The sequence below is a fragment of the Microbacterium sp. NPDC060132 genome (assembly GCF_042729675.1).
GTDB classification, from domain to species: Bacteria; Actinomycetota; Actinomycetes; order Actinomycetales; family Microbacteriaceae; genus Microbacterium; species Microbacterium sufflavum.
On sequence record NZ_JBHWXU010000001.1, the window covers coordinates 588,030 to 609,057 of the forward strand.

Here is a 21,028-nt window from a genome sequence, read left to right on the forward strand (position 1 = left end):
GTGCGAAGAATCACCACAGCCGGCCTCGTCGTCGGACTACTGGCCGCAGCGGCCCTGGCCACGCCCGCGACCGCCGCGACCACCGGCAGCGCCCAGCTCTCGGTGCTGCACGCCATCCCGAACACCCCGGTCGACGTGTACGTCAACGGCGAGCGCACCATCGACGACTTCCAGCCCGGCTCACTGGCCGGTCCGCTGGAACTCCCCGCCGGCAGCTACGAGGTCGCGCTGACCGCGCCGGACGCGGCCGACGCGAGTGCGCCCGTGCTCGGCCCGGCGACGCTGACCCTCACGGCCGGTGCCAACTACACCGCCGTCGCGCACCTCACCGAGGCGGGCGACCCCGGGCTGAACCTCTTCACGAACGACACGTCCCCCACCGCACCCGGCCAGGGGCGGCTCACGGTCCGTCACGTCGCGGCCGCGCCCGCCGTCGACATCCTCGCCGGCGGCTCACCGGTGGTCGAGGATCTGACCAACCCGAACGAGGCGACGCTGAACCTGCCCGCCGGGAACGTCTCGGCCGCCGTCGCCCTCGCCGGCACCACCGACCCCGTGCTCGGCCCGCAGGACGTGGCGGTGCAGGACGGCGTGCTCACGATCCTGTACGCGTGGGGCAGCGCCGAGGAGGGCACCCTCGCCATCGCCGCACAGACGGTCTCGGGACTGCACACCAACCCCGGCGGCGTGCCCTCCGGCACCGCGGGCTACGCGGCGCAGCGGGACGCCGACACCGCCATCGTCCTGGCGACGGCACTGATCGGCCTGGCGATGATCGCGGCTGCGGGTGCGACCGTCGCCGTGCGCCGTCAGCGGATCGCGCGCCGATGAGACCGGGGGCGCTGCGCCGCCGCATCCGGCGAGGACTCCTCGCCGGATGCGGTGCCGCGTGCGCGGCGCTCCTGATCGCCTGCACCCCCGTGGGGGCGGGCGAGGTGATGACGTCGGATCCCCCCTCCGACCCCCCACGCTCGCCGTCGCCCGCCCCCACCTCGACGCTGCGCCCGGAGACGCACTCCGCCGAGCTGCCCGCACCGCAGCCCACGACCCCTCCGACCCGGCTGCGGATCCCCGACCTCGGCGTCGACATGACCGTGGTCGACGTGGGAGTGGAGCCGACAGGGCAGATGCAGCTCCCGGAGGACCCGGCGGTGGCGGGGTGGTACCGGTACGGCGCCGATGCCGCCAGCACGGCCGGACTCGTCGTGCTGGCCGCGCACGTGGACGCCGTCGGATACCCCATCGGCCCGCTCTCCCGGTTGCGCGAGCTCGGCGCCGGAGCGACCGTCGAGGTGACCGACGCGAACGGCGTGCCCCGGACCTACGCGGTGGAGTCGCTGGCCTTCTACGAGAAGGCGGCTCTCCCCACCGGGGAGCTGTTCGCCAGGGAGGGCCCGCCCGGCCTGGTCCTCATCACGTGCGGAGGACCCTTCGACAGCACGACCGGTCACTACCGCGATAATGTCGTCGCCATCGCACGGCCCGCCTGACCACCCGCACCCGACGCCCCGAACGGAAGGGAGGCGCGCATGACCTCCGCGGACGACCCCGACGACGAGACGCAGCTCAACGAGCGCTTCGTCCGGGGCGACGAGGATGCCCTCGCCGAGCTGTATCGGCGGTGGTCGCCGGTGGTGTTCACGCTCGCGTTGCGCTCCCTCGGCGATCGCGCCGACGCCGCCGACGTGACCCAGCGCACGTTCGTGTCGGCCTGGACGTCGAGAACGGGGTACGACCCGTCGAAGGCGCGCCTGAGCACGTGGCTGGTGACCATCGCCCGGCGCCGCATCGCCGACATGCACGAGTCGCGGGCCCGCATCCAGCGGCTGCAGGAGGAGATGATGCGCGTCACCTCTCCCGACGATCTCGTCAGCGCACCGGTCGACCTGTCGCAGTCCATCCTGATCGCGAACGAGATGCGGCAGCTGCGACCCGAGGCGCGCGAGGTCATGCGGCTGGCGTTCTTCGACGACCTGACGCACGAGGAGATCGCCCGGCGGCTGGACATGCCTCTGGGTACCGTGAAGAGCCACATCCGCCGGAGTCTCTCCCGAATGCGCGACCGATTGGAGGTCAACCGTGTCGCACCTTGACCCCGAGCAGCTTGCCCTGCTCGCACTCGGCGAGCCGGTCGCCTCCGAGCGCGAGCGCGCGCACCTCGACCAGTGCCGGGCGTGCGCTGCCGAGATCGCCGACCTCGCCCACGCGGCGGGTGTCGCGCGGTCGACCGTCGCCGACGCGGAGCTGGAGTCGCCGCCCGCCGACGTGTGGGCGCGCATGCACGACGAGCTGGGCCTGCCGGAGCGGCTCCGGGCCGACCCTCTCCGCCCGGCGGAACCGACAGCGGGCGAGCCGCCCTCCGCTCCGCGCCCGCAGCGCAGAACCGCCGCCCGCTGGTGGGTGCTCGCCGCCGTCACGGTCCTCGTCGTCACCGTGGGCGTGAGCACGTGGACGGCGATCTCGGCCGCGCTCCGGCCGGTCACGGTCGCCACGGCGACGCTCGACCCGTTCCCCGACCACCCCGATGCGATCGGCACGGCAGAGGTGGACGAGGACCGCGACGGCGCGCGCACCCTCACGGTGTCGCTCGACGGCGAGGTCGGGTCGGAGGACTACCGGGAGGTCTGGCTCATCCGCAACGACGGGAAGGCGCTCATCAGCCTCGGCGTGCTCGACGCCGCGACCGGCGCATTCGCCATCCCCGCCAACGTCGACCTCGACGAGTACGACCTCGTCGACATCTCGTTCGAACCCGTCGACGGCGACCCCGCCCACTCGGGGAACTCCATCGTGCGCGGCACGCTCGACTTCAGCTGAGCGGAGCGCACGACGCCCGCGTCAAGGGCATGTCCCGAACGCCGAACGCCCCCTACGCTGAGGCCATGACCACACTCATCCTCACTGTCGCGGGTGCCGACCGGCCGGGACTCGTCGCGGCGGTCGCCGACGTCGTCGACGCCCACGGCGGCAACTGGGAGAACAGCTCGCTGACCGAGCTCGCGGGAACGTTCGCGGGCGTGATCGAGGTGTCGGTGCCGACCGACCGCGCGGGCGACCTGGAGACCGCGCTCCGGGCGATCCAGGGTCAGGGGCTCTTGACGCTGTCGGTGCTCACCGGGACCCGCGGCGTGGCGGAGGAGGACGAGGAGCGGCTGCTGGTGATGCAGGTGCTCGGCAACGACCATCCCGGGATCGTGCGGGAGGTGTCGGCCGTGCTGAACGCGCACGCGCTGAGCATCGAGGAGCTCGCGACCGAGACCCGCGATGCGGCGATGGCGGGCGGACGGCTGTTCGAGGCGTCGGTGATCGCGAAGGTGCCGCCGACGGTCGACCTCGACGCACTGCGGGCCGACCTGGAGCGACTCGCGACCGAGATCCAGGTCGACATCACCCTCGGCTGAGCGGACCCCGCCGGCGCGCACTCAGGCGGACGGCGTCTCCGCGGTCGGGACGTCGTCGAGCCCGGAGTACCGCCGCACCCAGTACTCGGTGTACGCGACGTGCGCGGATGCCGCGGCCGACGCGGCGACGGGATCGGCGGCGGCGAGTCCCCGCAGGATCGCGCGGTGCCCGGCGTCGGAGTGCACCTTGAGCTCCGCGGCGTCGTCGGGCTCCGAGATGCGGTACGCCCGGGAGCGGGAGCGCAGCACGTCGATCAGGCTGGTGAGGGCCTCGTTGCCCGCGACCGCGGAGATGCGCATGTGGAACTCGTGGTCGAGGCGTGACTGCGCCTCGAAGTCGGTCGTGGCCTCGATCTCGTCCAGCACCGCGGCGAGCGCGGCCACGGTGTCCGCGTCGATGCGGGCGGCCGCGAGTGCGGCGGCGTGGGGTTCGAGCACCCGGCGCAGCTCGGTCAGCTCCAGCACTCCCGCCATGGGCAGCAGCCCGACGGTGAGCGACAGACTGCCGATGAGGTCGGCCGCGCGCAGCTCGCTGACGTAGCTACCCGAGCCGTGGCGCGTCTCCAGCACGCCCAGCGCCGCGAGCGTGCGGATGGCCTCGCGCAGCGATCCGCGGGAGACGCCGAGCCGTTCGCACAGCTCCCCCTCGCTGGGCAGGCGGTCGCCGGGGCGCAGCGCACCGTCGGCGATCAGCGCCCGCAGGCCGTGCAACGCCGTGTCGAGTGCGCTCATCGTCATCCTCCCTGACACCCCCGCCCCTCGTGCAGTCTGTCGGAACCGCTCCACGCGACAAACTCGTATGACAACTATGTTTCATCTTCGCGGATTCGTAGCCAAAATCGGGGCCTTGTGGCAAAGTTGTGCAACAACTCGCCCCCACTCATCGATGAGGTCCGATGCCCGCTCCGCTGTTCCCCGCTCCGCTCACGCTGAACTCCGGCCTGCGAGCACGCGACGCCTGGCCTCTCGACCCCGCGGTCGTGCACCTCAACCACGGGTCGTTCGGCGCGGTGCCGTCGGTCGTGGTCGCACACCAGGACGCCCTGCGTCGCCGCGCCGACCTCAGCCCGGTCGAGTGGTTCCCCCGCATCGCCGAGCGCGTGCAGGACGCCAGGGAGCGCACCGCTCCGTTCGTCGGCGCCCGGGCGGACGACAGCGTCTTCGTGCCCAACGCCTCCGCCGCGGCGACCGTCGTGTACAACGCGCTGCGACTCGAGCACGGCGACGAGATCCTGGTGACGGATCAGGGCTACGGCGCGATCACCATGGGGGCGGAACGCCTCGCCCGCCGCTTCGGGGCGACCGTCCGCACCGTCGCCCTCCCGCTGCTCGCGCCCGACGACGAGATCGTGCAGCTGTTCGCCGACGCCCTCACCCCGCGCACCCGGCTGATCGTCGTCGACCAGATCACCTCGCCCACCGCCCGCCTGCTGCCCACGCGCCGCATCGCCGACCTCGCGGCCGAGCGCGGCGTGCGCACCCTCGTCGACGGCGCCCACGCCCCCGGCCTGATCGCCGACGCCGCCGCGGTCGCGGGCGGCGACTGGTGGTTCGGCAACCTGCACAAGTGGCCCTGCGCCCCCCGCGGCTCGGCCCTGCTCGTCACGGCAGCACCCGACCGCGACGAGCTGTGGCCGCTGATCGACTCGTGGGCCGCCCGCGAGCCCTACCCCGGGCGCTTCGACACCCAGGGCACGATCGACGCCACGACGTACCTGGCCACCCCCACCGCGGTCGAGTTCATCGAGGCCGAGTTCGGGTGGGAGCACGCCCGCGCCGCGATGGCCGAGCGCGCCGACGCCGGGGCCGAGCTGATCGCCGAGGCGCTGCGCCCGTACGGCGACGAGGATCCGCTCACCCCGCTGCCCTCCCCCGTGCCGTCCATGCGCCTGATCCGCCTGCCGCTCGGGCTCGGCGCGACGCGCGAGGAGGCCGACGCGCTGCGCATGGACCTGCTCGACGAGGTCGGCGTGGAGACCGCCTTCACGAGCTTCCGCGGGGTCGGCTACTTCCGCCTCTCCGCGCACCTCTACACCGAGGCCTCCGACGTCGAGGCGTTCGTCGAGCGCTGCATCCCCGCGATCCTGCGCCGCGCCGGCATCCGCCCCGCCGACGCCCTCATCCTCCCCTGACCACCCGCACGACCCGACCCACCCGAAACACACCCACCCATCCCCCACCGAGAGGCACATCGTGAAGAACAAGATCTTGACGACCGCAGCGGGAGTCGGCACCGTCGCCGTCCTCGCACTCACCGGCTGCTCCGGAGGCTCCGGCTCGTCCGGCGGCGACGGAGACGTCACCCTCCAGATGGTCGAGAGCCTGACGAACCCGGCGCGCACCGAGCTCATCCGCGGGCTCCTCGACGACTTCGAGAAGGAGAACCCCGACATCACGGTGAACCTGGTCTCGCCGCCCACCGAGCAGGCCGACCAGAAGATCCAGCAGATGCTCCAGTCCGGCAAGGGCGTCGACGTGCTCGAGGTGCGCGACATCACGGTCGGTCCGTTCGCCAACAACGGCTGGCTGTACGACCTCGGCCCCGACCTGAAGAAGTGGGACGGCTGGGACGCGCTGACCGACAACGCCAAGTCCGCCGGCGTCGCCGAGGACGGCAAGAGCTACTTCGTCCCGTACGGCTTCTACGGCCTGTCGCTGTTCTACCGCACCGACCTCGTGGAGGAGGCGGGCTTCGACGGTCCCCCGCACAGCTGGAAGGACCTGCTGGAGCAGGCGTCCGCGATCCAGGATCCGTCGAACAACATCTACGGCTACGCGTTCCGCGGCGGCCAGAACGCCAACAGCAACGTGGTCGCCGCGATCGAGGCCTACACGATCGACGGGCTCGACACGGAAGATGCGTTCCTCATGGAGGACGGCTCGACGATCTTCGCCGCTCCCGAGGCGCAGGAGGCGGTCGACGACTACTTCGACCTCTTCAAGGAGGCGTCGCCGCCGTCCGCCGTCTCCTGGGGCTACCCCGAGATGGTCGCCGGCTTCACCAACGGCACCACGGCCTTCCTGCTGCAGGACCCCGAGGTGATCGCGACCGTGCAGGACTCCTCCCTCACCGAAGACCAGTGGGACACCGCTCCGCTGCTCGTCGGCCCGTCGGGCAAGGCCGCGCAGCCGCTCGCCGTCGCCGGCTGGGGTGTCGCGAAGAACAGCGAGCACACCGAGGCGGCCGTGAAGCTGGTCGAGTTCCTGTCGTCGGCCGAGCCCGCGACCGAGTTCGCCCAGGCCAACAGCCTCGTGCCGATCATCGCCGCCGCGGCCGACGACGAGTTCTACTCCACGGGCCCCTGGACCAGCTACGTCACCATGACCGAGGACCCGGACACCTACGTCAACGTGCGCCAGCCGCGCGGCGTGAGCTGGTGGACCGAGTGGATCCAGAAGTCCGACCAGGACGTGCAGAGCGTGCTGCTCGGCAACATGTCGACGAAGGACCTGCTCGCCTCGTGGGATGCGTTCTGGACCGAGAAGTACGCCGCGGAGAAGGGCTGACCCGTGGCCCGCACCATCCGTGAAGGGGGCTCCGTCGGCACTGCCGGCGGGGCCTCCCCGGCACGCGGACGGCGTCGGCCGTTCCGCGGCCGTCACGCCCTGACGCTGCTGGCGTTCCTCGCCCCGGCGATCGTGTTCGTCTGCTGGTTCACCTACTGGCCCATGCTGCAGGGCGCCCGCATGGCGTTCCACGACTGGAACCTGTGGGACCTCACGTCGACCCCGTTCGTCGGCTTCGACAACTTCCTCGCCGTGTTCCGCGACCCGGCGTTCCCGACCGTGGCGTGGAACTCCGTGCTGTGGGTGGTCGGCTCGCTCGTGCCCCAGCTCGTCATCGGCTTCCTCATCGCGCTGGCCCTGCGCAAGCGGTTCCGCTTCCGCGGGCTCTACCAGGCGCTGGTGTTCTTCCCGTGGGCGGTGTCGGGCTTCCTCATCGGCATGCTGTTCCGCTGGATGTTCAACGCCGAGTTCGGCGTGGTCAACGACCTGCTCATGAAGGCCGGCCTCATCGACGCCCCCCTGCCCTGGCTGGCCGACCCGAAGCTGGCGATGTTCGCCGTCATCGTCGCGAACATCTGGTACGGCGTGACGTTCTTCGCGATCATGATCCTCGCGGCACTCCAGTCGGTGCCCGACGAGATGCTGGAGGCGGCGAGCCTCGACGGCGCCGGCAAGGTGCGGCAGCTGTTCTCGATCATCATCCCGTACATCTCGATGACGCTGCTGCTGACGATCCTGCTGCGCGTGATCTGGATCTTCAACTTCCCCGACATCATCTACGCGATGACGAACGGCGGCCCGGCCAACCAGACCCACATCATCACGACGTGGATGATCAACTACACGCAGCAGGGCAACTACGGCATCGCGAGCGCCATCGGGCTCATCGTCGTGGCGTTCCTCATGGTGTTCTGCGCCTTCTACCTGATGGCGATGCGGAGGGTGCAGCGATGACCATCACCTCGACCACCCGGACCGGTTCCTCGATCACCGAGACCCGTCGGATCACGGTGCCCGACCCGAAGGCCGCTCCGCGACCGAGGCCGCGGGTGACCGTCGGCGGTGTCGTGCGCGTGGTCGGGCTGGCCCTGTGGCTCCTGATCACGCTGTTCCCGCTGTACTGGATCACGCTCACCGCGTTCAAGTCGCCGGGGACCATCAACCGCTTCCCGATCGAGTACTGGCCGAGCGAGCCCTCGTTCGACAACTTCACGAGCCTGTTCGAGAAGAGCTCGTTCGGGGTCTTCCTGGCCAACTCGGCGATCGTGGCGGTGTCGGCCGGAGCCGTCGCGACGCTCATCGCCCTGCTCAGCGCCTACGTGCTCGCGCGCTTCGAGTTCCGCGGCAAGGGGGCGATCCTCATCGCGTTCCTGCTGACGCAGATGATCCCCGCGTTCATCGCCCTCGGCCCGCTGTACTCGATGATGACCGACCTGGGCCTCGTCGACACCAAGCCCGGACTCATCCTCGTCTACATCGCGATCTGCATCCCGTTCTCCACCGTGATGCTGCGCGGCTTCTTCGAGAACGTGCCCGACGCGCTGGAGGAGGCGGCGATGATCGACGGCTGCTCGCGCCTGGGAGCCCTGTTCCGGGTGCTGGTGCCGGTCATGACGCCCGGCATCATCGCGGCGTTCATCTTCAACTTCGTCAACTGCTGGAACGAGCTGTTCCTGTCGGTCGTGCTGATGAACACCGACGCGAACCGCACCGTGCCCTCGGCGCTGAACGGCTTCATCTCCACGTTCAACATCGACTGGGGCTCCATGTCGGCCGCGGCCGTGCTGACGATCCTGCCGACCATGGTGATGTTCGCCCTCGCCAGCCGCTGGATCGTGCAGGGCCTGACGGCCGGCGCCGTGAAGGAGTAGCCCGCGCGCGGACGAAGGCCCCCTCTCGCCCATCGCGGGAGGGGGCCTTCGCCTGCCCCGGTCAGACCAGGCGGGACTTCGGGGACACGGAGTACGTGTGCTCGGCGTCGCGGTTCACCGTGTCGCCCAGGGCCTCGTCGATCGCGGACAGCGTGTCGGCGTCGAGCGTCACGCCCGAGGCCTTGACGGTGTCGGCGAGCTGCTCGGGCCGGGAGGCGCCCACCAGGGCCGCCGCCACGTTGGGGTTCTGCAGCACCCACGCGATCGCGAGCTGCGGCATCGTGAGCCCCGCCTGCTCGGCGATCGGCTTGAGACGCTGCACCGCGGTGAGGATGTCGTCCTGCAGGAAGCTCTGGATGAACCCGGCCCCGGAGTTCTGATCGGTCGCGCGCGAGCCCTCCGGCACCGGCTGCCCCGGCAGGTACTTGCCGCTGAGCACACCCTGCGCCATCGGCGACCACACGATCTGCGAGATGCCCAGCTCCTCCGACGCGGGCACGACCTTGCCCTCGATCACGCGCCACAGCATCGAGTACTGCGGCTGGTTCGAGATGAGCTGGATGCCGAGCTGCGTCGCCAGCGCGTGACCCTCGCGCAACTGCTCGGCCGTCCACTCCGAGACGCCGATGTAGAGCGCCTTGCCCTGCCGCACGACGTCGGCGAACGCCTGGAACGTCTCCTCCAGCGGGGTCTCGTAGTCGAAGCGGTGCGCCTGGTACAGGTCGACGTAGTCGGTGCCGAGGCGCTTCAGCGAGCCGTTGATCGACTCCATGATGTGCTTGCGGCTCAGCCCGGTGTCGTTCGGGCCCTTCGGGCCGGTCGGGAAGTAGACCTTCGTGAAGATCTCGAGCCCTTCGCGGCGCTGGCCCTCGAGCGCCTTGCCGAGCACGACCTCGGCCGCCGTGTTGGCGTAGGTGTCGGCGGTGTCGAACGTGGTGATGCCGGCGTCGAGCGCCGCATGGACGGTCTTGACGGCCGCGTCGTCTTCGACCTGCGAGGCGTGCGTGACCCAGTTGCCGTAGGTGATCTCCGAGACCTTGAGACCACTGTTGCCGAGATAGCGATAGTTGACCATGGATCAACGCTAGTCCCGGCGGCGGACGCTCAGGCCGGTCGGCCGAGGGATTCCCGATACTCGCCCCACGCCGCGCCCAGGCGGTGCACCCCTTCCGCGAGCACGTCATCGGGCGCCGTGAAGGGCAGGCGCACGTGGTCGTCGGGGGCTGTGGGGGACGCGGCGAAGGCGGCGGTGCCGGCGATCGAGACGCCGTGGGTCGCCGCGACGCGGGCGAGAGCCGACGCGGCCCCCCGGGGCAGCGCGGCCCACAGCGCCAGTCCGCCCCGCGGCGCCACGTACGTCCAGTCGGGCAGGTGCTCGGCCATCAGGTGCTCCAGCAGCCGCAGCCGCTCCCGGTGCACGCGGCTGTTGGCCCGCCGCAGCTCGTCGGCGTGCGCGATGAGGTCGAGCGCGAGCAGCTGACCGGGCACGCTCGTGGACTGGTCGGCGAGCTGCCGGGCGCCGCGCAGACGCCGCACCAGCACCGGGTCGGCACGCAGCCACCCGATCCGCAGCCCCGCCCACGCCCACTTCGACACCGACTCGACGACCATCACGGGGGCGTCCGGTCGTTCCGAGGCGAGCGTGGGCGGCACGACCCCGTCGAACGAGATCCCCGCGACGACGCGGTCCTCGATCACCGGCACACCGTACTGCGCGGCGAGCTCGGCCACGCGGTGCCGGGCCGCGGCGGGCAGGCGCGTGCCCGTGGGGTTCTGGTGGTGGGGGTTGAGCGCCACCAGCACGGGGCGCAGCCGGGCCATCGCCTGCTCCAGCGCGACCACGTCGAGGCCGTCCGTGCCCATCGGCACCCCCTGGACGGTGCCGCCGCGCAGCCCCACGCTGTCGGTCACCCCGGGCCAGGTGATCTCCTCCGCGAGCACGATGTCGCCCGGCTCGACGAGCGCGTTCACCACGAGGCTGATCGCCTGCTGCGCGCCGTGCGTCACCAGGATCTGCTCGGGCGTGGTGGGCGTGCCCTCCGCGCGGTACATCTCGGCGATCAGCTCGCGCAGCACCGGGAGCCCTGCGGGGTCGGTCTCGGGCAGCAGCGCGAGGTCGAGACGCGGCTGATGGTCGCGGATCAGCTGCACGCCGAGCTCCGGGATCTGCGGCACCGTGCGCAGCAGGTCGATCGTGTTCGGCACCGCGGAGAACAGGGCCTCGCCGCGACCGGGACGCGCAGGGGCCGAGGGGGCACCGGTCCCCGCCACGCGGGTGCCGCTCCCCTGCCGCCGCTCCACGAGCTCCTGCTCCGCGAGCACGGCGTAGGCGGAGACGACCGTGCCGCGCGACACCGACACGGCGGACGCCAGGGAGCGCTCGGCCGGCAGCCGGTCGCCCGCGCGGAGCTCGCCACCCGCGATCAGCGCCGAGATGCCGCGCGCGAGCCGGGTCGCCAGCGTTCCGTCGCCGTGGGTCCAGCGGCCGAGCCGAGCGGCCAGCCCCTCGGTCGACACCTCGCCCGCTCGCACCAGCGGAGTCGCGCGACCCGGGGCCGATCCGTGGTCCATCGGCGCCGCATTGGCCCTGTCGTCCGTGTCCATGTGACCCGATTCTGGACCAATGGACACCTCCACCACTACTCTCACGCCGGATCTGGGGCCAATCCCCGCGGATTGGACCATCGACCGGTTGCTCGCTCACCTCGCCGACGACCGTGCGCTCGACGACCCCGCGCTGGTCGGCCCCCTGCGCCGCCTCGACGCCGCGATCACGGGGAGCGACGGCGGGCGGCCGCTCGCCGCGATCGTGCTCGTCCGCTCCCTGGTCCTCGCCGTCGCCGCGACGCCGGCCCTCCGCGCGCGGACCCTGCACGACGTGCTCACGTCCGCCCGCACGCGGGGTGCCGGGGTGCCGCGCGACGCCCGGGCCCCGCACGTCGCCCCCGCGCATCGCCCCGCCGCTGCCGCGGACACGGGCACCGCGGGGCCGTTCACGGCACCGGGCTCCCCCGCCGGCGCACGGACCCCCGTGCGGGACGCGGATCCCTCAGCCAGCGCGGGGCGCGCGAGCGGCCGCGAGCGTCAGGTGGCCTGAGCGCCCGGGGTCGTGACGATGTCGGCGCGGTCGCGGAAGCCCTCGGCCGTCACCCGGTCGAGCGCCACCTGCTTGCGGATCGCGACGGCCTTCTCGTACAGGCTCGGGTCGCCGTAGCTCGTGAGCACCTTCACCAGCACCGGCAGCAGCTCGATCATGAAGAACAGCGCGGCGATCAGGATGTGCGCCCACAGGATGGCCGGCTCCTTCTCGCTGAGCCGGTTGAGTCCGCTGATCTGGCTGAGCAGCCCCACCGCACCCGCGTTGCCCTGCGCGACGGCATCCGCGCGGGCGTTGTACGCGGCGAGCGCCTGGTCATACGTCTCGCGCGCGGCCGGAAGCTCGTCCTTCGCCTGCTGGCGGTTCTGCGTCTCGGAGGTCGAGGTGTTCTCCTTGGCGGCGGTGCCGGCGGCCGCGAGCTCGTCGTTGGCCGTGCGCAGCTGGGCGGCCAGCGCGTCGTAGGTCTGCTGCGCCTCGGCGAGCTGGGCCTGCGCGGCCTGCGAGCTCGCGCCCTCGCCGTTCACCCCGGTGCACCCGGGGACGGTGCCAGCGCCCTCGCCCGTCAGCTCGCACTGGTAGAGCACGCGCGCCTGGTCGATCACGGCCTGCTGCGCGGTCATCTTCGCGGTGAGGTCGTCGACCGTGGCCTGCGCGGCCGACTCGCTGGCGGACGACGAGTCGGTGCCCGCGACGATCCCGGTCGCCGCCTGGTTCTCCAGCTCCGAGACCCGCTCGGAGGCGGCGTCGAGGGCCTTGCGCTCCGGGCCCGATTCGAGCGCCTCCTGATCGGACTGCGCCTGGACGATGTTGGTCGCGGCGACCTCGCGAGAGATGTCGTTGTGGAAGATCTGCAGCACGAGCGGCTCCGCCACGACGAAGCCGATGATGGCCGCCATGATCACCCGCGGGATCGCCAGCCCGATGAGCTTCCACACGTTCCTGGTCGACGTCATGGTCGAGGTGAGGAACCGGTCGAGGTTGAAGATGATGAGCGCCCACACCACCGCGAGCGGCACCGCGAGCCAGATCGCGGCCTGCACACCCGTGGTCAGCGCGAACAGCATCGAGATCGCGGACACCAGTGCGGTGCCGGCGAGCACGAAGAACATCTGCACGAAGCGGGGCGTCTCGCCGGGCACGCGGTCGAGGATCTCGCCCTCCGCGCCGCCGAGGATCGCGAGGGCGCGGAGTCGCTCGGCGGCCGTGCGGCGACGACGGGGCGGGCGGGCGCGACGCGCGCGGGCCGGCTGCTCCTCGGTTGCGGCATCGGCGTCGGCGTCCTCCGTCGTCCGCACGGACTCGGCACGCTCCGGAGCGTCGACGAAGGGGTCGGGGTCGGGTCCCGTCGGCTCGAACTCGCGCAGGAAGTCGAGGTCATCCGTCTCGGCGTTCGGGTCGCCGTCGAGGATGATCCGACCCTGCGAGTCGAAGCGACCCGGGCGATGGGCGGAATAGGGCATCCGGACAGGGTACGAAGCCCGCCTTGGAGTCGCTCTCAGGAAAGCCCTGTTCAGGCCATCGCGGCGGCGGCGGCCTCGTCCTCGGTGGTGGCGACGAGCTGACCGCACGCCCCGTCGATCTCCTTGCCGCGGGTGTCGCGGAGGGTGGTCGGGATGCCGGCGTCGTTGAGGCGGCGCACGAACTCGTCGGTCACGTCACGCTCGGACGAGGTCCAGATCGACCCGGGCGTCGGGTTCAGCGGGATCGGGTTGACGTGCACCCAGCCGCGACCGCGCTGGTTGAGCTTCTCGGCCAGCAGGTCGGCGCGCCAGGCGTGGTCGTTCATGTCCTTGATGAGCGCGTACTCGATCGACACGCGGCGGCCGGTCTTGGCGTAGTAGTCGTAGGCGGCGTCGAGGGCCTCGTCGACCTTCCACCGCGAGTTCACCGGGATGAGCTCGTCGCGCAGGTGGTCGTCGGGCGCGTGCAGCGACAGCGCGAAGGTGACCGGGATGTTCTCGTCGGCGAGCTTCCTGATCGCGGGCACGAGGCCGACCGTGGAGACCGTGATGCCGCGGGCGCTCATGCCCAGGCCGTCGGGCTGCGGCGCGACCATGATGCGCACCGCATCCATCACGCGCTTGTAGTTCGCGAGAGGCTCGCCCATGCCCATGAAGACGATGTTCGACACGCGCTCCATCGAGTGGTCGTCGCGCTTCTTGCCGCCCAGCTCGCCGTTCGCGATCGCCCGGTTGGCCCGCACGATCTGCTCGATGATCTCGGCGGTCGACATGTTGCGGGTCAGCCCGGCCTGGCCGGTCGCGCAGAACGGGCAGTTCATGCCGCAGCCGGCCTGGCTCGACACGCACAGGGTGATGCGGCCGGGGTAGCGCATGAGCACCGACTCGACGAGAGCGCCGTCGTGCAGGCGCCACAGGAACTTGATCGTGTCGCCACGGTCGGTCTCCAGCCGGCGCACCTCGGTCATCAGCGGCGGGAGCATGCCCGCGACCAGCTCGTCGCGGATCCCGGCGGGGAGGTCGGTCATCTCGGCCGGGTCGGACGTGTAGTGGCGGAAGTAGTGGGTGGCGAGCTGCTTGGCGCGGAAGCCGGGCAGCCCGAGCTCCTTCACCTTCGAGATGCGCTCGGCCGGGGTGAGGTCGGCCAGGTGCACCGGCGGCTTGCCGCGCTTGGGGCTCGCGAACTGCAGCAGCGGACGGCCCTCGGCGTCTTTCTTCTGCGTCCAGCCCTCGGTCGCCGGGCGCACCTGGGGGGCACGGGTCTCACGGATCGCCCCCGAGCGGGACGACGCGGGCGCTGCCTGGGGGCGCGTCTCGCGCGTGCGGGGGTTCTCAGTCATCCTTCCAGGATACCGGGGGCCGGGTGGGAGGCGGCTGGGCCGGATCAGCCGAGCAGCGGGCGCTGCGCCGTGCGCTGCTGCTCGTACTCCGCGCGGGCCCGCCGGGCGCTGTCGGTCGACGCGACCTCGGCGACCGGCACGTCCCACCAGCCCTCGCCGTCCGGCGCATAGACCGTGGGGTCGCTCTCCACGTGGATCACGGTCGTGCGCTCCGCCGCCTTCGCCGCGCGCACCGCCGCCCGCAGGTCCTCGATCGCGGAGGGACCGGGGGCGACCTCGATCACGTCGACGCCGTAGCTGCGCGCGTTCATGGCGAGGTCGACCGGCAGCACGTCGCCGTGCTGGAAGCTGCGGGCCTGCGCGTCGTACCGGCGGTATTTCGTGCCGAAGCGCTCCGACCCGACCGTCTCGGACAGGTGCCCGATCGACGCGAAGCCCTGGTTCTGGATGAGCACCACGATGAGCTTGATGCCCTCCGCCACCGCCGTCGCGAGCTCGGAGCTGAGCATGAGGTAGGAGCCGTCGCCGACCATCACCACCACGTCGCGGTCGTCGCCCGCCGCCTCCAGGCCGCGCTTGACGCCCAGCCCGCCCGCGATCTCGTAGCCCATCGTGGAGAAGGCGTACTCCACGTGGTAGCCGAGCGGGTCGCTGACGCGCCACAGCTTGTGCAGGTCGCCGGGCAGCGAACCCGCGGCCTGCACGATCACATCCCGGTCCGCGACCTCGGCCCGCACCGCCCCGATGATCTCGGGCTGCCCCGGCAGGTCGCGGCCGGTCGGGGCGAGGGCGGCGTCGACCGTCGCGTCCCACTCCCGCTTCTGCGCGGCGGCCTCGTCGGCGAGCTCCGTGCGCACGCGGGTGCCGCGCAGCTCGGCGGTCAGCGCCTCCAGCGCCTCCCGGGCGTCGGCGATCACCGGCAGCTGCGTGCCGTGCTTGTAGGCGTCGAACGGGGCGACGTTCACGTTCACGAACACCGCGTCGGGGTGCTGGAAGGCCGACCTCGACGCCGTCGTGAAGTCGCTGTACCGCGTTCCGACGCCGATGATCACGTCGGCCTGGGCCGCGAGCCGGTTCGCGGCCGTGGAGCCGGTGGCGCCGACCCCGCCCAGATACTGCGGGTGATCCCATGGCAGCGCGCCGCCGCCCGCCTGGGTCGTGCCGACGGGGATGCCGGTCGCCTCGACGAAGTCGCGCAGCGCGCCCTCCGCCTCGGAGTACAGCACACCGCCGCCCGCGATGAGGAACGGCCGCCGCGCCCCGCGGATCGCGGCGACCGCCCTGGCCAGGGGTCCGCGCTCGGGGAGGGGCCGGCGCACGTGCCACTCCCGCTCCTGCAGGAACTCGACCGGCACGTCCAGCGCCTCGGCCTGCACGTCTTCCGGCAGCGCGATCGTCACGGCCCCGGTCTCGGCCGGATCCGTGAGCACCCGCAGCGCGGCGAGCGCCACGGAGAACAGCTGCTCCGGCCGCTGCACCCTGTCGAAGAACACCGACACCGGGCGGAAGGCGTCGTTGACGGTGAGCCCGATGTCGTGCGGTCGCTCCAGCTGCTGCAGCACCGGGTCGGCGACGCGCGTGGCGAAGGTGTCGCTGGGGAGCAGCAGCGCGGGCAGGCGGTTGGTGGTCGCCAGGGCCGCACCGGTGAGCATGTTCGTGGCGCCGGGGCCCACCGAGGCCGTGCTGGCGAACGTCGCGCGGCGGCGGTGCATCCGTGCGAACCCGACGGCCTGGTGCACCATCGCCTGCTCGTTGCGCGCCTGGTGGTACGGCATCAGCTCCGGCTGCTCGAGGTGGTACTGCTGCAGCGCCTGCCCGAGACCGGCGACGTTGCCGTGGCCGAAGATGCCGAACATGCCGGGGATCGTGCGCTCGCGGTGCTCGCCGTCGACCGTCCACTGCTGCGCCAGGAACTCCACCAGCGCCTGGCCGACCGTCATCCGCCTCGTCCGCATCACTGCGCTCCTTCTGCTCGATAGGGAAGCCGCGGGTCGATGTCCTGCCCGCTCCAGCTGTCGCGCACCCACGCGTGCGCGGGGTCGTCGGTGATGAGCCACGAGCGCTCCGGGTCGGGGCCCGCCATCACGTTCAGGTAGTAGAGGTCGTAGCCGGGGGCGGCGACCGCTGGCCCGTGATAGCCGTAGGGCACGAGCGCGACATCGCCCGTGCGCACCATCGCCGAGACGTCGATGTCGCCCGCGTCCGAGGAGTAGGTGGCGAACATCCCGAACGCCGCGTCGGCCGACGCCGCCTGCCCGCCGTCACGCGTGGGCGCGGCCTCGAAGTAGTAGATCTCCTCCAGGCGCGACTCCCGCCCCGGCACCCGGGCGTCGTGCTTGTGCGGCGGGTACGACGACCAGTTCTCCGCGGGAGTGAGCACCTCGCACACGATCAGGCGCTCCGCGTCGAGGGTCGCCGGGGTGCCGAAGTTGTGCACCTGCCGGCTCGACCGCCCCGCCCCGCGCAGCTCGACCGGGGTCTCATCGGCGCGGAGGTGCCTGGTGGGATGCACGACCGTCGTCGGGGCGGAGGCCACCGCGACCCGTCCGGTCCCGCGGATCACGGCGGTCGCGGCGCACGAGAGGTACAGCACGTCGGTGGGACCGTGGAACACGGAGGTCCGTCCGGCGAGGGTCGTCTCCGTCGTCGCGCCGCCCTCGGTGTGCGTCACCGTGAAGGAGCCGGAGAGCGGGACGACGATGCGCTCGACCCCGGTCTCGGCGAGCGCGAGGCTCTCCCCGTCCGCGAGCACGCCCACGCGCAGGCCCGTGTGCGCCCACCCCGGCAGCGCCTCGTCGACCACGCTCTCCCAGCCGTCGCGGCCGAGGGCACCGCGCGGGTGGAACCACGGATCGTTCGCGGTCATGGCGCCTCCTGTCGGTGTCGATCGGATGGTCGGTGTCGTCAGCGGTTCTGCGGGAAGCCGAGGTCGATGCCGCCGTGGGTGGCGGGGTCGAGCCAGCGGCTGGTGACGGCCTTCTCGCGGGTGAAGAAGTCGAACCCGTGCACACCGTACGCCTTGGCGTCGCCGAACAGCGACGCCTTCCACCCGCCGAACGAGTGGTAGGCGACGGGTACCGGGATGGGCACGTTGATGCCGATCATGCCCACCTGCACCTCGTGCTGGAAGCGGCGGGCCGCTCCCCCGTCGTTCGTGAAGATCGCGGTGCCGTTGCCGAAGCGCCCGGAGTTGATCAGGTCGACGCCCTCCTGGAACGTCTCGACCCGCACGACCGAGAGCACCGGGCCGAAGATCTCCTCCGTGTAGGCGCGGGAGTCGGTGGGGATGTCGTCGATCAGGGTGGGGCCGAAGAAGAAGCCGTCCTCGCGCCCGTCCACCGTCAGGCCACGGCCGTCCACCACGATGCGGGCGCCGTCGGCCTCCGCGATGTCGACGTAACCGGAGACCTTCGCCCGGTGCTCCGCGCTGATCAGCGGGCCCATGTCGGGCTCGCCGGTGCCGTCGCCCGCGCCGTCGCCCACCCGCAGCGTCGCGATCCGCTCGGTGATCTTCGCGATGAGCTCGTCCGCGACGGGCTCCACCGCCAGCACGACCGACACGGCCATGCAGCGCTCGCCCGCGGCACCGAAGCCCGCGTTCACGGCCTGATCCGCGACCAGGTCGAGGTCGGCGTCCGGCAGCACCAGCATGTGGTTCTTCGCACCGCCGAGGGCCTGCACGCGCTTGCCGGTGCGCGACGCCGTCTCGTAGATGTACTGCGCGATGGGCGTCGATCCCACGAACGAGATCGACTGCACGATGTCGCTGTGCAGCAGCCCGTCGACCGCCTGCTTGTCGCCCTGCAGGACCGTGAACACCCCGGCGGGCAGCCCCGCCTCGGCCCACAGCTCGGCCAGCCACAGCGCGGCGGACGGGTCCTTCTCGCTCGGCTTGAGGACCACCGCGTTGCCCGCCGCGATCGCCACGGGGAAGAACCACATCGGCACCATCGCCGGGAAGTTGAACGGCGAGATGATGCCCACGACACCCAGGGGCTGCTTGAGCGAGTACACGTCGATCCCGGTCGAGGCGTTCTCCGAGTAGGCGCCCTTGATCAGGTGCGGGAACCCGGTCGCCAGCTCCACGACCTCCTGTCCGCGCAGGATCTCGCCCATCGCGTCGGAGAGCACCTTGCCGTGCTCGGCGGTGATGATCGCGGCGAGCTCGCCCTTGCGGGCGTTCAGCAGCTCCCGGAACGCGAACAGCACGCCCTGCCGCTTCGCGATCGACCACGTGCTCCACTCCGCGAAACCGCGCTCCGCGGACGCGAGGGCCGCGGCGATCTCGGCCTCGTCGGCGAGCGCGACCCTGGCGGTCTCGGCGCCCGTGGCGGGGTTGAACACGGGGGCGGTCCGCCCGCTGGTCGAGGCGTGCGGGGCACCGTCGATCCAGTGGCCGATGACGGGGGTGTCGGAGCTCATGCGGGTCCTTCGGGATCAGGCCGACAGGCCGGGGTGGACGAGGGAGGCGGCGACGTCGATGGCCGCGGCCACGTCGATGTCGGCGGAGTACAGCAGCGTGCGGCCGACCGTGAGGCCGCGCACGCCGGGGAGCGACAGGGCGTCCTCCCACGAGGAGAACGTGTCGTCGGGGTCGGCACCCGCGTCGCCGCCGAGCAGCAGCACGGGCAGGGTGGTCGCGGCGAGCACGCGCTCCATGTCGTCGACCACGGGCAGCTTGAGCCACGTGCTCGCGCTGCTGGCGCCCAGACCGCTCGCGATGGCGATCGACAGCATCACGGCGTCGGGGCTGAGGTCGTTGACGATACGGCCGTCGACGCGGCGGCTCAGGAACGGCTCGAGCATGATCGGCAGGTCGGCGCGGGCCGCCGCGGTCACCGCGTCGGCCGTGGAGGCCAGGGTCGGCGCCGTGCCGTCGTCGTCGAGGTTCACGCGCAGCAGCGCCTTGGCGAAGTCGATGCCCGAGTCCACCATCGCCGGCACGTCGTACCCGGTGTAGCGGTCGTCCATCTCGAAGCTCGCACCCCGCAGCCCACCGCGGTTCATCGAGCCGACCACGATCTTGTCGTCGAGCAGGCCGAGCACGGCCAGGTCGTCGATGATGTCGGGCGTGCCGAGCACCCCGTCGACGCCCGGGTGGCGCAGCGCGATCGCGAGGCGGTCGAGCAGCTCGTAGCGGTCGGCCATGGCGTAGGGCTCCGCGCCCACTGCGAGGGCTCCGCGTGCGGGATGGTCGGCCGCGATGATGAACAGCCGTCCGTCGCCGCGGATGATGTCGCGGCGGCGGCGCGCGGCCAGCAGCTCGCGGATCGCCCGGGGGGACTCGGCCCGCACGGTGCGCAGTCGCTCGAAGTCCTCTTGCGTCAGTGCTGTCATGTCACGCATCTCCGTTCACGACCTCCGCGATCTCGCGCTCGGTCGGCATCGCCGTGGAGCACTCGCGGCGGCCGGCGACGATGCCGCCCGCCACGTTGGCCCACGTCAGGGTCTTCTCCAGCGGCCACCCGGCGAGCAGCCCGTGGCACAGCGCACCGCCGAACGCGTCGCCCGCCCCGAGGCCGTTGACCACGGCGACCTGTCGCGCCGGAATCTCGACGCGCTCCGTGGCGGTCTTGGCGAGCACGCCGCGGGGGCCCTGCTTCACGATCGCGAGCTCCACGCCGCGGTCGAGCAGGGCGTCGGCGGCGCGCTCGGGATCGGTCTCGCCGACGGCGACCTCGCACTCCTCGCGGTTGCCGACGGCGACCGTGGCGAAGCCCAGCGCCCGCTGGACCCACGGGCGTGCGGCCTCGGCCGACTCCCAGAACATCGGGCGGTAGTCGAGGTCGAACACGGTGTGCGCCCGGCGGCCGCGCTGTTCCAGCAGCTCCAGGTGGGTCGTGCGGCTGGGGTCCTCGCTGAGACCGGTCGCGGTGAACCACACCAGGGCCGTGTCGCGCACGGTGTCGGCGTCGACGTCGTCCGACCGGAGCTGGAGGTCGGGCGCCGACGGCTCGCGGTAGAAGTAGAGCGGGAAGTCGTCGGGCGGGAAGATCTCGCAGAACGTGATCGGGGTCTTGTAATCGGGGTCGGTGGCGACGAACCGGCTCGACACCCCGAGGCGCTCCAGCTCGTCGCGCAGGTACTGCCCGAACGGGTCGTCGCCCACACGGGAGAACAGCGCGGTGTCGTGGCCGTACCGGGCGGCGGCGACCGCGACGTTGGCGGCGCTGCCGCCGAGGTACTTGCCGAAGCTCGTGACCTCGCCGAGCCCCACGCCGTCCTGCAGCGGGTACAGGTCGACGCCGAGGCGTCCGATGCTGAGGATCTCGGTCGCCCGTGGTCGCTCGCTCATCGCCCCGCCTCCTCTCGCTGCATTTGTCCTAACATTAGCACTATTGCGCTCCCACCC

At 71.8% G+C, this 21,028-nt stretch carries 20 protein-coding genes; 10 read left to right on the plus strand and 10 right to left on the minus strand.

The features are described 5' to 3' along the window. The 5 genes from ACFWCH_RS03040 to ACFWCH_RS03060 all read left to right on the plus strand — a co-directional run bounded on the left by ACFWCH_RS03040 (window position 1) and on the right by ACFWCH_RS03060 (window position 3,401). Window positions 1–831 (plus strand): DUF4397 domain-containing protein, encoded by an 831-nt coding sequence (locus tag ACFWCH_RS03040; RefSeq protein ID WP_136045316.1) that lies wholly within the window; start codon window positions 1–3, stop codon window positions 829–831. Beyond that, window positions 828–1,490 carry a class F sortase gene (locus ACFWCH_RS03045; protein ID WP_240744502.1) on the plus strand — a complete coding sequence of 221 codons (663 nt, stop codon included), beginning with the start codon at window positions 828–830 and terminating at the stop codon, window positions 1,488–1,490. Before ACFWCH_RS03040 ends, ACFWCH_RS03045 begins: the two co-directional genes overlap by 4 nt. Window positions 1,491–1,529: 39 nt before the next feature. Then, on the plus strand, window positions 1,530–2,093 hold the full coding sequence (locus tag ACFWCH_RS03050; protein WP_136036703.1) for an RNA polymerase sigma factor: 564 nt from the start codon (window positions 1,530–1,532) through the stop codon (window positions 2,091–2,093). Further along, window positions 2,080–2,817 (plus strand): anti-sigma factor, encoded by a 738-nt coding sequence (locus tag ACFWCH_RS03055; RefSeq protein ID WP_378802878.1) that lies wholly within the window; start codon window positions 2,080–2,082, stop codon window positions 2,815–2,817. The genes ACFWCH_RS03050 and ACFWCH_RS03055 overlap by 14 nt, the downstream gene beginning before the upstream one ends. Before the next feature lie 65 nt (window positions 2,818–2,882). Next, entirely contained in the window at window positions 2,883–3,401 is a 519-nt protein-coding gene (locus tag ACFWCH_RS03060; RefSeq protein WP_378802879.1) for a glycine cleavage system protein R, read from the plus strand. Between the two features lie 21 nt (window positions 3,402–3,422). Here ACFWCH_RS03060 and ACFWCH_RS03065 read toward each other — a convergent pair whose 3' ends face one another. Continuing rightward, entirely contained in the window at window positions 3,423–4,133 is a 711-nt protein-coding gene (locus tag ACFWCH_RS03065) for a FadR/GntR family transcriptional regulator (RefSeq protein ID WP_136029435.1), read from the minus strand. Between the two features lie 164 nt (window positions 4,134–4,297). On the opposite strand from ACFWCH_RS03065, the gene ACFWCH_RS03070 reads away from it, so the two are divergent. From ACFWCH_RS03070 to ACFWCH_RS03085, 4 genes are all read left to right on the plus strand, one after another. After that, the gene (locus tag ACFWCH_RS03070) at window positions 4,298–5,533 is read left to right on the plus strand and encodes an aminotransferase class V-fold PLP-dependent enzyme (protein WP_378802880.1); all 1,236 of its coding nucleotides are present in this window, start codon (window positions 4,298–4,300) and stop codon (window positions 5,531–5,533) included. 61 nt (window positions 5,534–5,594) lie between these two features. Next, the gene (locus ACFWCH_RS03075; RefSeq protein ID WP_378802881.1) at window positions 5,595–6,908 is read left to right on the plus strand and encodes an ABC transporter substrate-binding protein; all 1,314 of its coding nucleotides are present in this window, start codon (window positions 5,595–5,597) and stop codon (window positions 6,906–6,908) included. 3 nt (window positions 6,909–6,911) lie between these two features. Then, window positions 6,912–7,862 (plus strand): carbohydrate ABC transporter permease, encoded by a 951-nt coding sequence (locus ACFWCH_RS03080; RefSeq protein ID WP_136029429.1) that lies wholly within the window; start codon window positions 6,912–6,914, stop codon window positions 7,860–7,862. Next, window positions 7,859–8,779 carry a carbohydrate ABC transporter permease gene (locus tag ACFWCH_RS03085; RefSeq protein WP_205812679.1) on the plus strand — a complete coding sequence of 307 codons (921 nt, stop codon included), beginning with the start codon at window positions 7,859–7,861 and terminating at the stop codon, window positions 8,777–8,779. Before ACFWCH_RS03080 ends, ACFWCH_RS03085 begins: the two co-directional genes overlap by 4 nt. A 61-nt stretch (window positions 8,780–8,840) precedes the next feature. Here ACFWCH_RS03085 and ACFWCH_RS03090 read toward each other — a convergent pair whose 3' ends face one another. Both ACFWCH_RS03090 and ACFWCH_RS03095 read right to left on the minus strand, forming a co-directional pair. After that, the gene (locus ACFWCH_RS03090) at window positions 8,841–9,854 is read right to left on the minus strand and encodes an aldo/keto reductase family protein (RefSeq protein ID WP_136036085.1); all 1,014 of its coding nucleotides are present in this window, start codon (window positions 9,852–9,854) and stop codon (window positions 8,841–8,843) included. Window positions 9,855–9,883: 29 nt separating this feature from the next. Next, window positions 9,884–11,383, minus strand: a complete 1,500-nt coding sequence (locus ACFWCH_RS03095; protein WP_378802882.1) for a PLP-dependent aminotransferase family protein — start codon at window positions 11,381–11,383, stop codon at window positions 9,884–9,886. Window positions 11,384–11,402: 19 nt separating this feature from the next. On the opposite strand from ACFWCH_RS03095, the gene ACFWCH_RS03100 reads away from it, so the two are divergent. Beyond that, window positions 11,403–11,876 carry a hypothetical protein gene (locus ACFWCH_RS03100; RefSeq protein ID WP_378802883.1) on the plus strand — a complete coding sequence of 158 codons (474 nt, stop codon included), beginning with the start codon at window positions 11,403–11,405 and terminating at the stop codon, window positions 11,874–11,876. Here ACFWCH_RS03100 and ACFWCH_RS03105 read toward each other — a convergent pair. The 7 genes from ACFWCH_RS03105 to iolC are packed head-to-tail and all read right to left on the minus strand — an operon-like array spanning window position 11,864 to window position 20,971. Then, a complete protein-coding gene (locus ACFWCH_RS03105) occupies window positions 11,864–13,336 on the minus strand; it encodes a DUF4407 domain-containing protein (protein WP_136033389.1) in 1,473 nt (490 codons plus the stop codon). The genes ACFWCH_RS03100 and ACFWCH_RS03105 overlap by 13 nt on opposite strands. A gap of 50 nt (window positions 13,337–13,386) precedes the next feature. Further along, window positions 13,387–14,676 (minus strand): 23S rRNA (adenine(2503)-C(2))-methyltransferase RlmN, encoded by a 1,290-nt coding sequence (gene rlmN / locus ACFWCH_RS03110; protein ID WP_205828305.1) that lies wholly within the window; start codon window positions 14,674–14,676, stop codon window positions 13,387–13,389. A 44-nt stretch (window positions 14,677–14,720) separates the two neighbouring features. After that, a complete protein-coding gene (iolD, locus tag ACFWCH_RS03115) occupies window positions 14,721–16,631 on the minus strand; it encodes a 3D-(3,5/4)-trihydroxycyclohexane-1,2-dione acylhydrolase (decyclizing) (protein WP_206252521.1) in 1,911 nt (636 codons plus the stop codon). Beyond that, window positions 16,631–17,542, minus strand: coding sequence for a 5-deoxy-glucuronate isomerase (gene iolB / locus ACFWCH_RS03120; RefSeq protein ID WP_378802884.1), 912 nt, complete (start codon window positions 17,540–17,542; stop codon window positions 16,631–16,633). Before iolB ends, iolD begins: the two co-directional genes overlap by 1 nt. 38 nt (window positions 17,543–17,580) lie before the next feature. Continuing rightward, window positions 17,581–19,098 carry a CoA-acylating methylmalonate-semialdehyde dehydrogenase gene (locus tag ACFWCH_RS03125; RefSeq protein ID WP_136033383.1) on the minus strand — a complete coding sequence of 506 codons (1,518 nt, stop codon included), beginning with the start codon at window positions 19,096–19,098 and terminating at the stop codon, window positions 17,581–17,583. A gap of 15 nt (window positions 19,099–19,113) precedes the next feature. Further along, window positions 19,114–20,013 (minus strand): deoxyribose-phosphate aldolase, encoded by a 900-nt coding sequence (locus ACFWCH_RS03130; protein ID WP_206252520.1) that lies wholly within the window; start codon window positions 20,011–20,013, stop codon window positions 19,114–19,116. Window position 20,014: 1 nt separating this feature from the next. After that, the gene (gene iolC, locus ACFWCH_RS03135; protein ID WP_378802885.1) at window positions 20,015–20,971 is read right to left on the minus strand and encodes a 5-dehydro-2-deoxygluconokinase; all 957 of its coding nucleotides are present in this window, start codon (window positions 20,969–20,971) and stop codon (window positions 20,015–20,017) included. Window positions 20,972–21,028 lie beyond the last annotated feature (57 nt).

What these genes read in the sequence shown, in the direction of transcription:
- ACFWCH_RS03045 (WP_240744502.1), top strand. Translation starts at nt 828, where the DNA reads ATGAGACCGGGGGCGCTGCGCCGCCGCATCCGGCGAGGACTCCTCGCC.
- ACFWCH_RS03050 (WP_136036703.1), top strand. Translation starts at nt 1,530, where the DNA reads ATGACCTCCGCGGACGACCCCGACGACGAGACGCAGCTCAACGAGCGC.
- ACFWCH_RS03060 (WP_378802879.1), top strand. Translation starts at nt 2,883, where the DNA reads ATGACCACACTCATCCTCACTGTCGCGGGTGCCGACCGGCCGGGACTC.
- ACFWCH_RS03065 (WP_136029435.1), bottom strand. Translation starts at nt 4,133, where the DNA reads ATGAGCGCACTCGACACGGCGTTGCACGGCCTGCGGGCGCTGATCGCC.
- ACFWCH_RS03070 (WP_378802880.1), top strand. Translation starts at nt 4,298, where the DNA reads ATGCCCGCTCCGCTGTTCCCCGCTCCGCTCACGCTGAACTCCGGCCTG.
- ACFWCH_RS03085 (WP_205812679.1), top strand. Translation starts at nt 7,859, where the DNA reads ATGACCATCACCTCGACCACCCGGACCGGTTCCTCGATCACCGAGACC.
- ACFWCH_RS03090 (WP_136036085.1), bottom strand. Translation starts at nt 9,854, where the DNA reads ATGGTCAACTATCGCTATCTCGGCAACAGTGGTCTCAAGGTCTCGGAG.
- ACFWCH_RS03095 (WP_378802882.1), bottom strand. Translation starts at nt 11,383, where the DNA reads ATGGACACGGACGACAGGGCCAATGCGGCGCCGATGGACCACGGATCG.
- ACFWCH_RS03100 (WP_378802883.1), top strand. Translation starts at nt 11,403, where the DNA reads ATGGACACCTCCACCACTACTCTCACGCCGGATCTGGGGCCAATCCCC.
- ACFWCH_RS03105 (WP_136033389.1), bottom strand. Translation starts at nt 13,336, where the DNA reads ATGCCCTATTCCGCCCATCGCCCGGGTCGCTTCGACTCGCAGGGTCGG.
- rlmN (WP_205828305.1), bottom strand. Translation starts at nt 14,676, where the DNA reads ATGACTGAGAACCCCCGCACGCGCGAGACGCGCCCCCAGGCAGCGCCC.
- iolD (WP_206252521.1), bottom strand. Translation starts at nt 16,631, where the DNA reads ATGCGGACGAGGCGGATGACGGTCGGCCAGGCGCTGGTGGAGTTCCTG.
- iolB (WP_378802884.1), bottom strand. Translation starts at nt 17,542, where the DNA reads ATGACCGCGAACGATCCGTGGTTCCACCCGCGCGGTGCCCTCGGCCGC.
- ACFWCH_RS03125 (WP_136033383.1), bottom strand. Translation starts at nt 19,098, where the DNA reads ATGAGCTCCGACACCCCCGTCATCGGCCACTGGATCGACGGTGCCCCG.
- ACFWCH_RS03130 (WP_206252520.1), bottom strand. Translation starts at nt 20,013, where the DNA reads ATGACAGCACTGACGCAAGAGGACTTCGAGCGACTGCGCACCGTGCGG.
- iolC (WP_378802885.1), bottom strand. Translation starts at nt 20,971, where the DNA reads ATGAGCGAGCGACCACGGGCGACCGAGATCCTCAGCATCGGACGCCTC.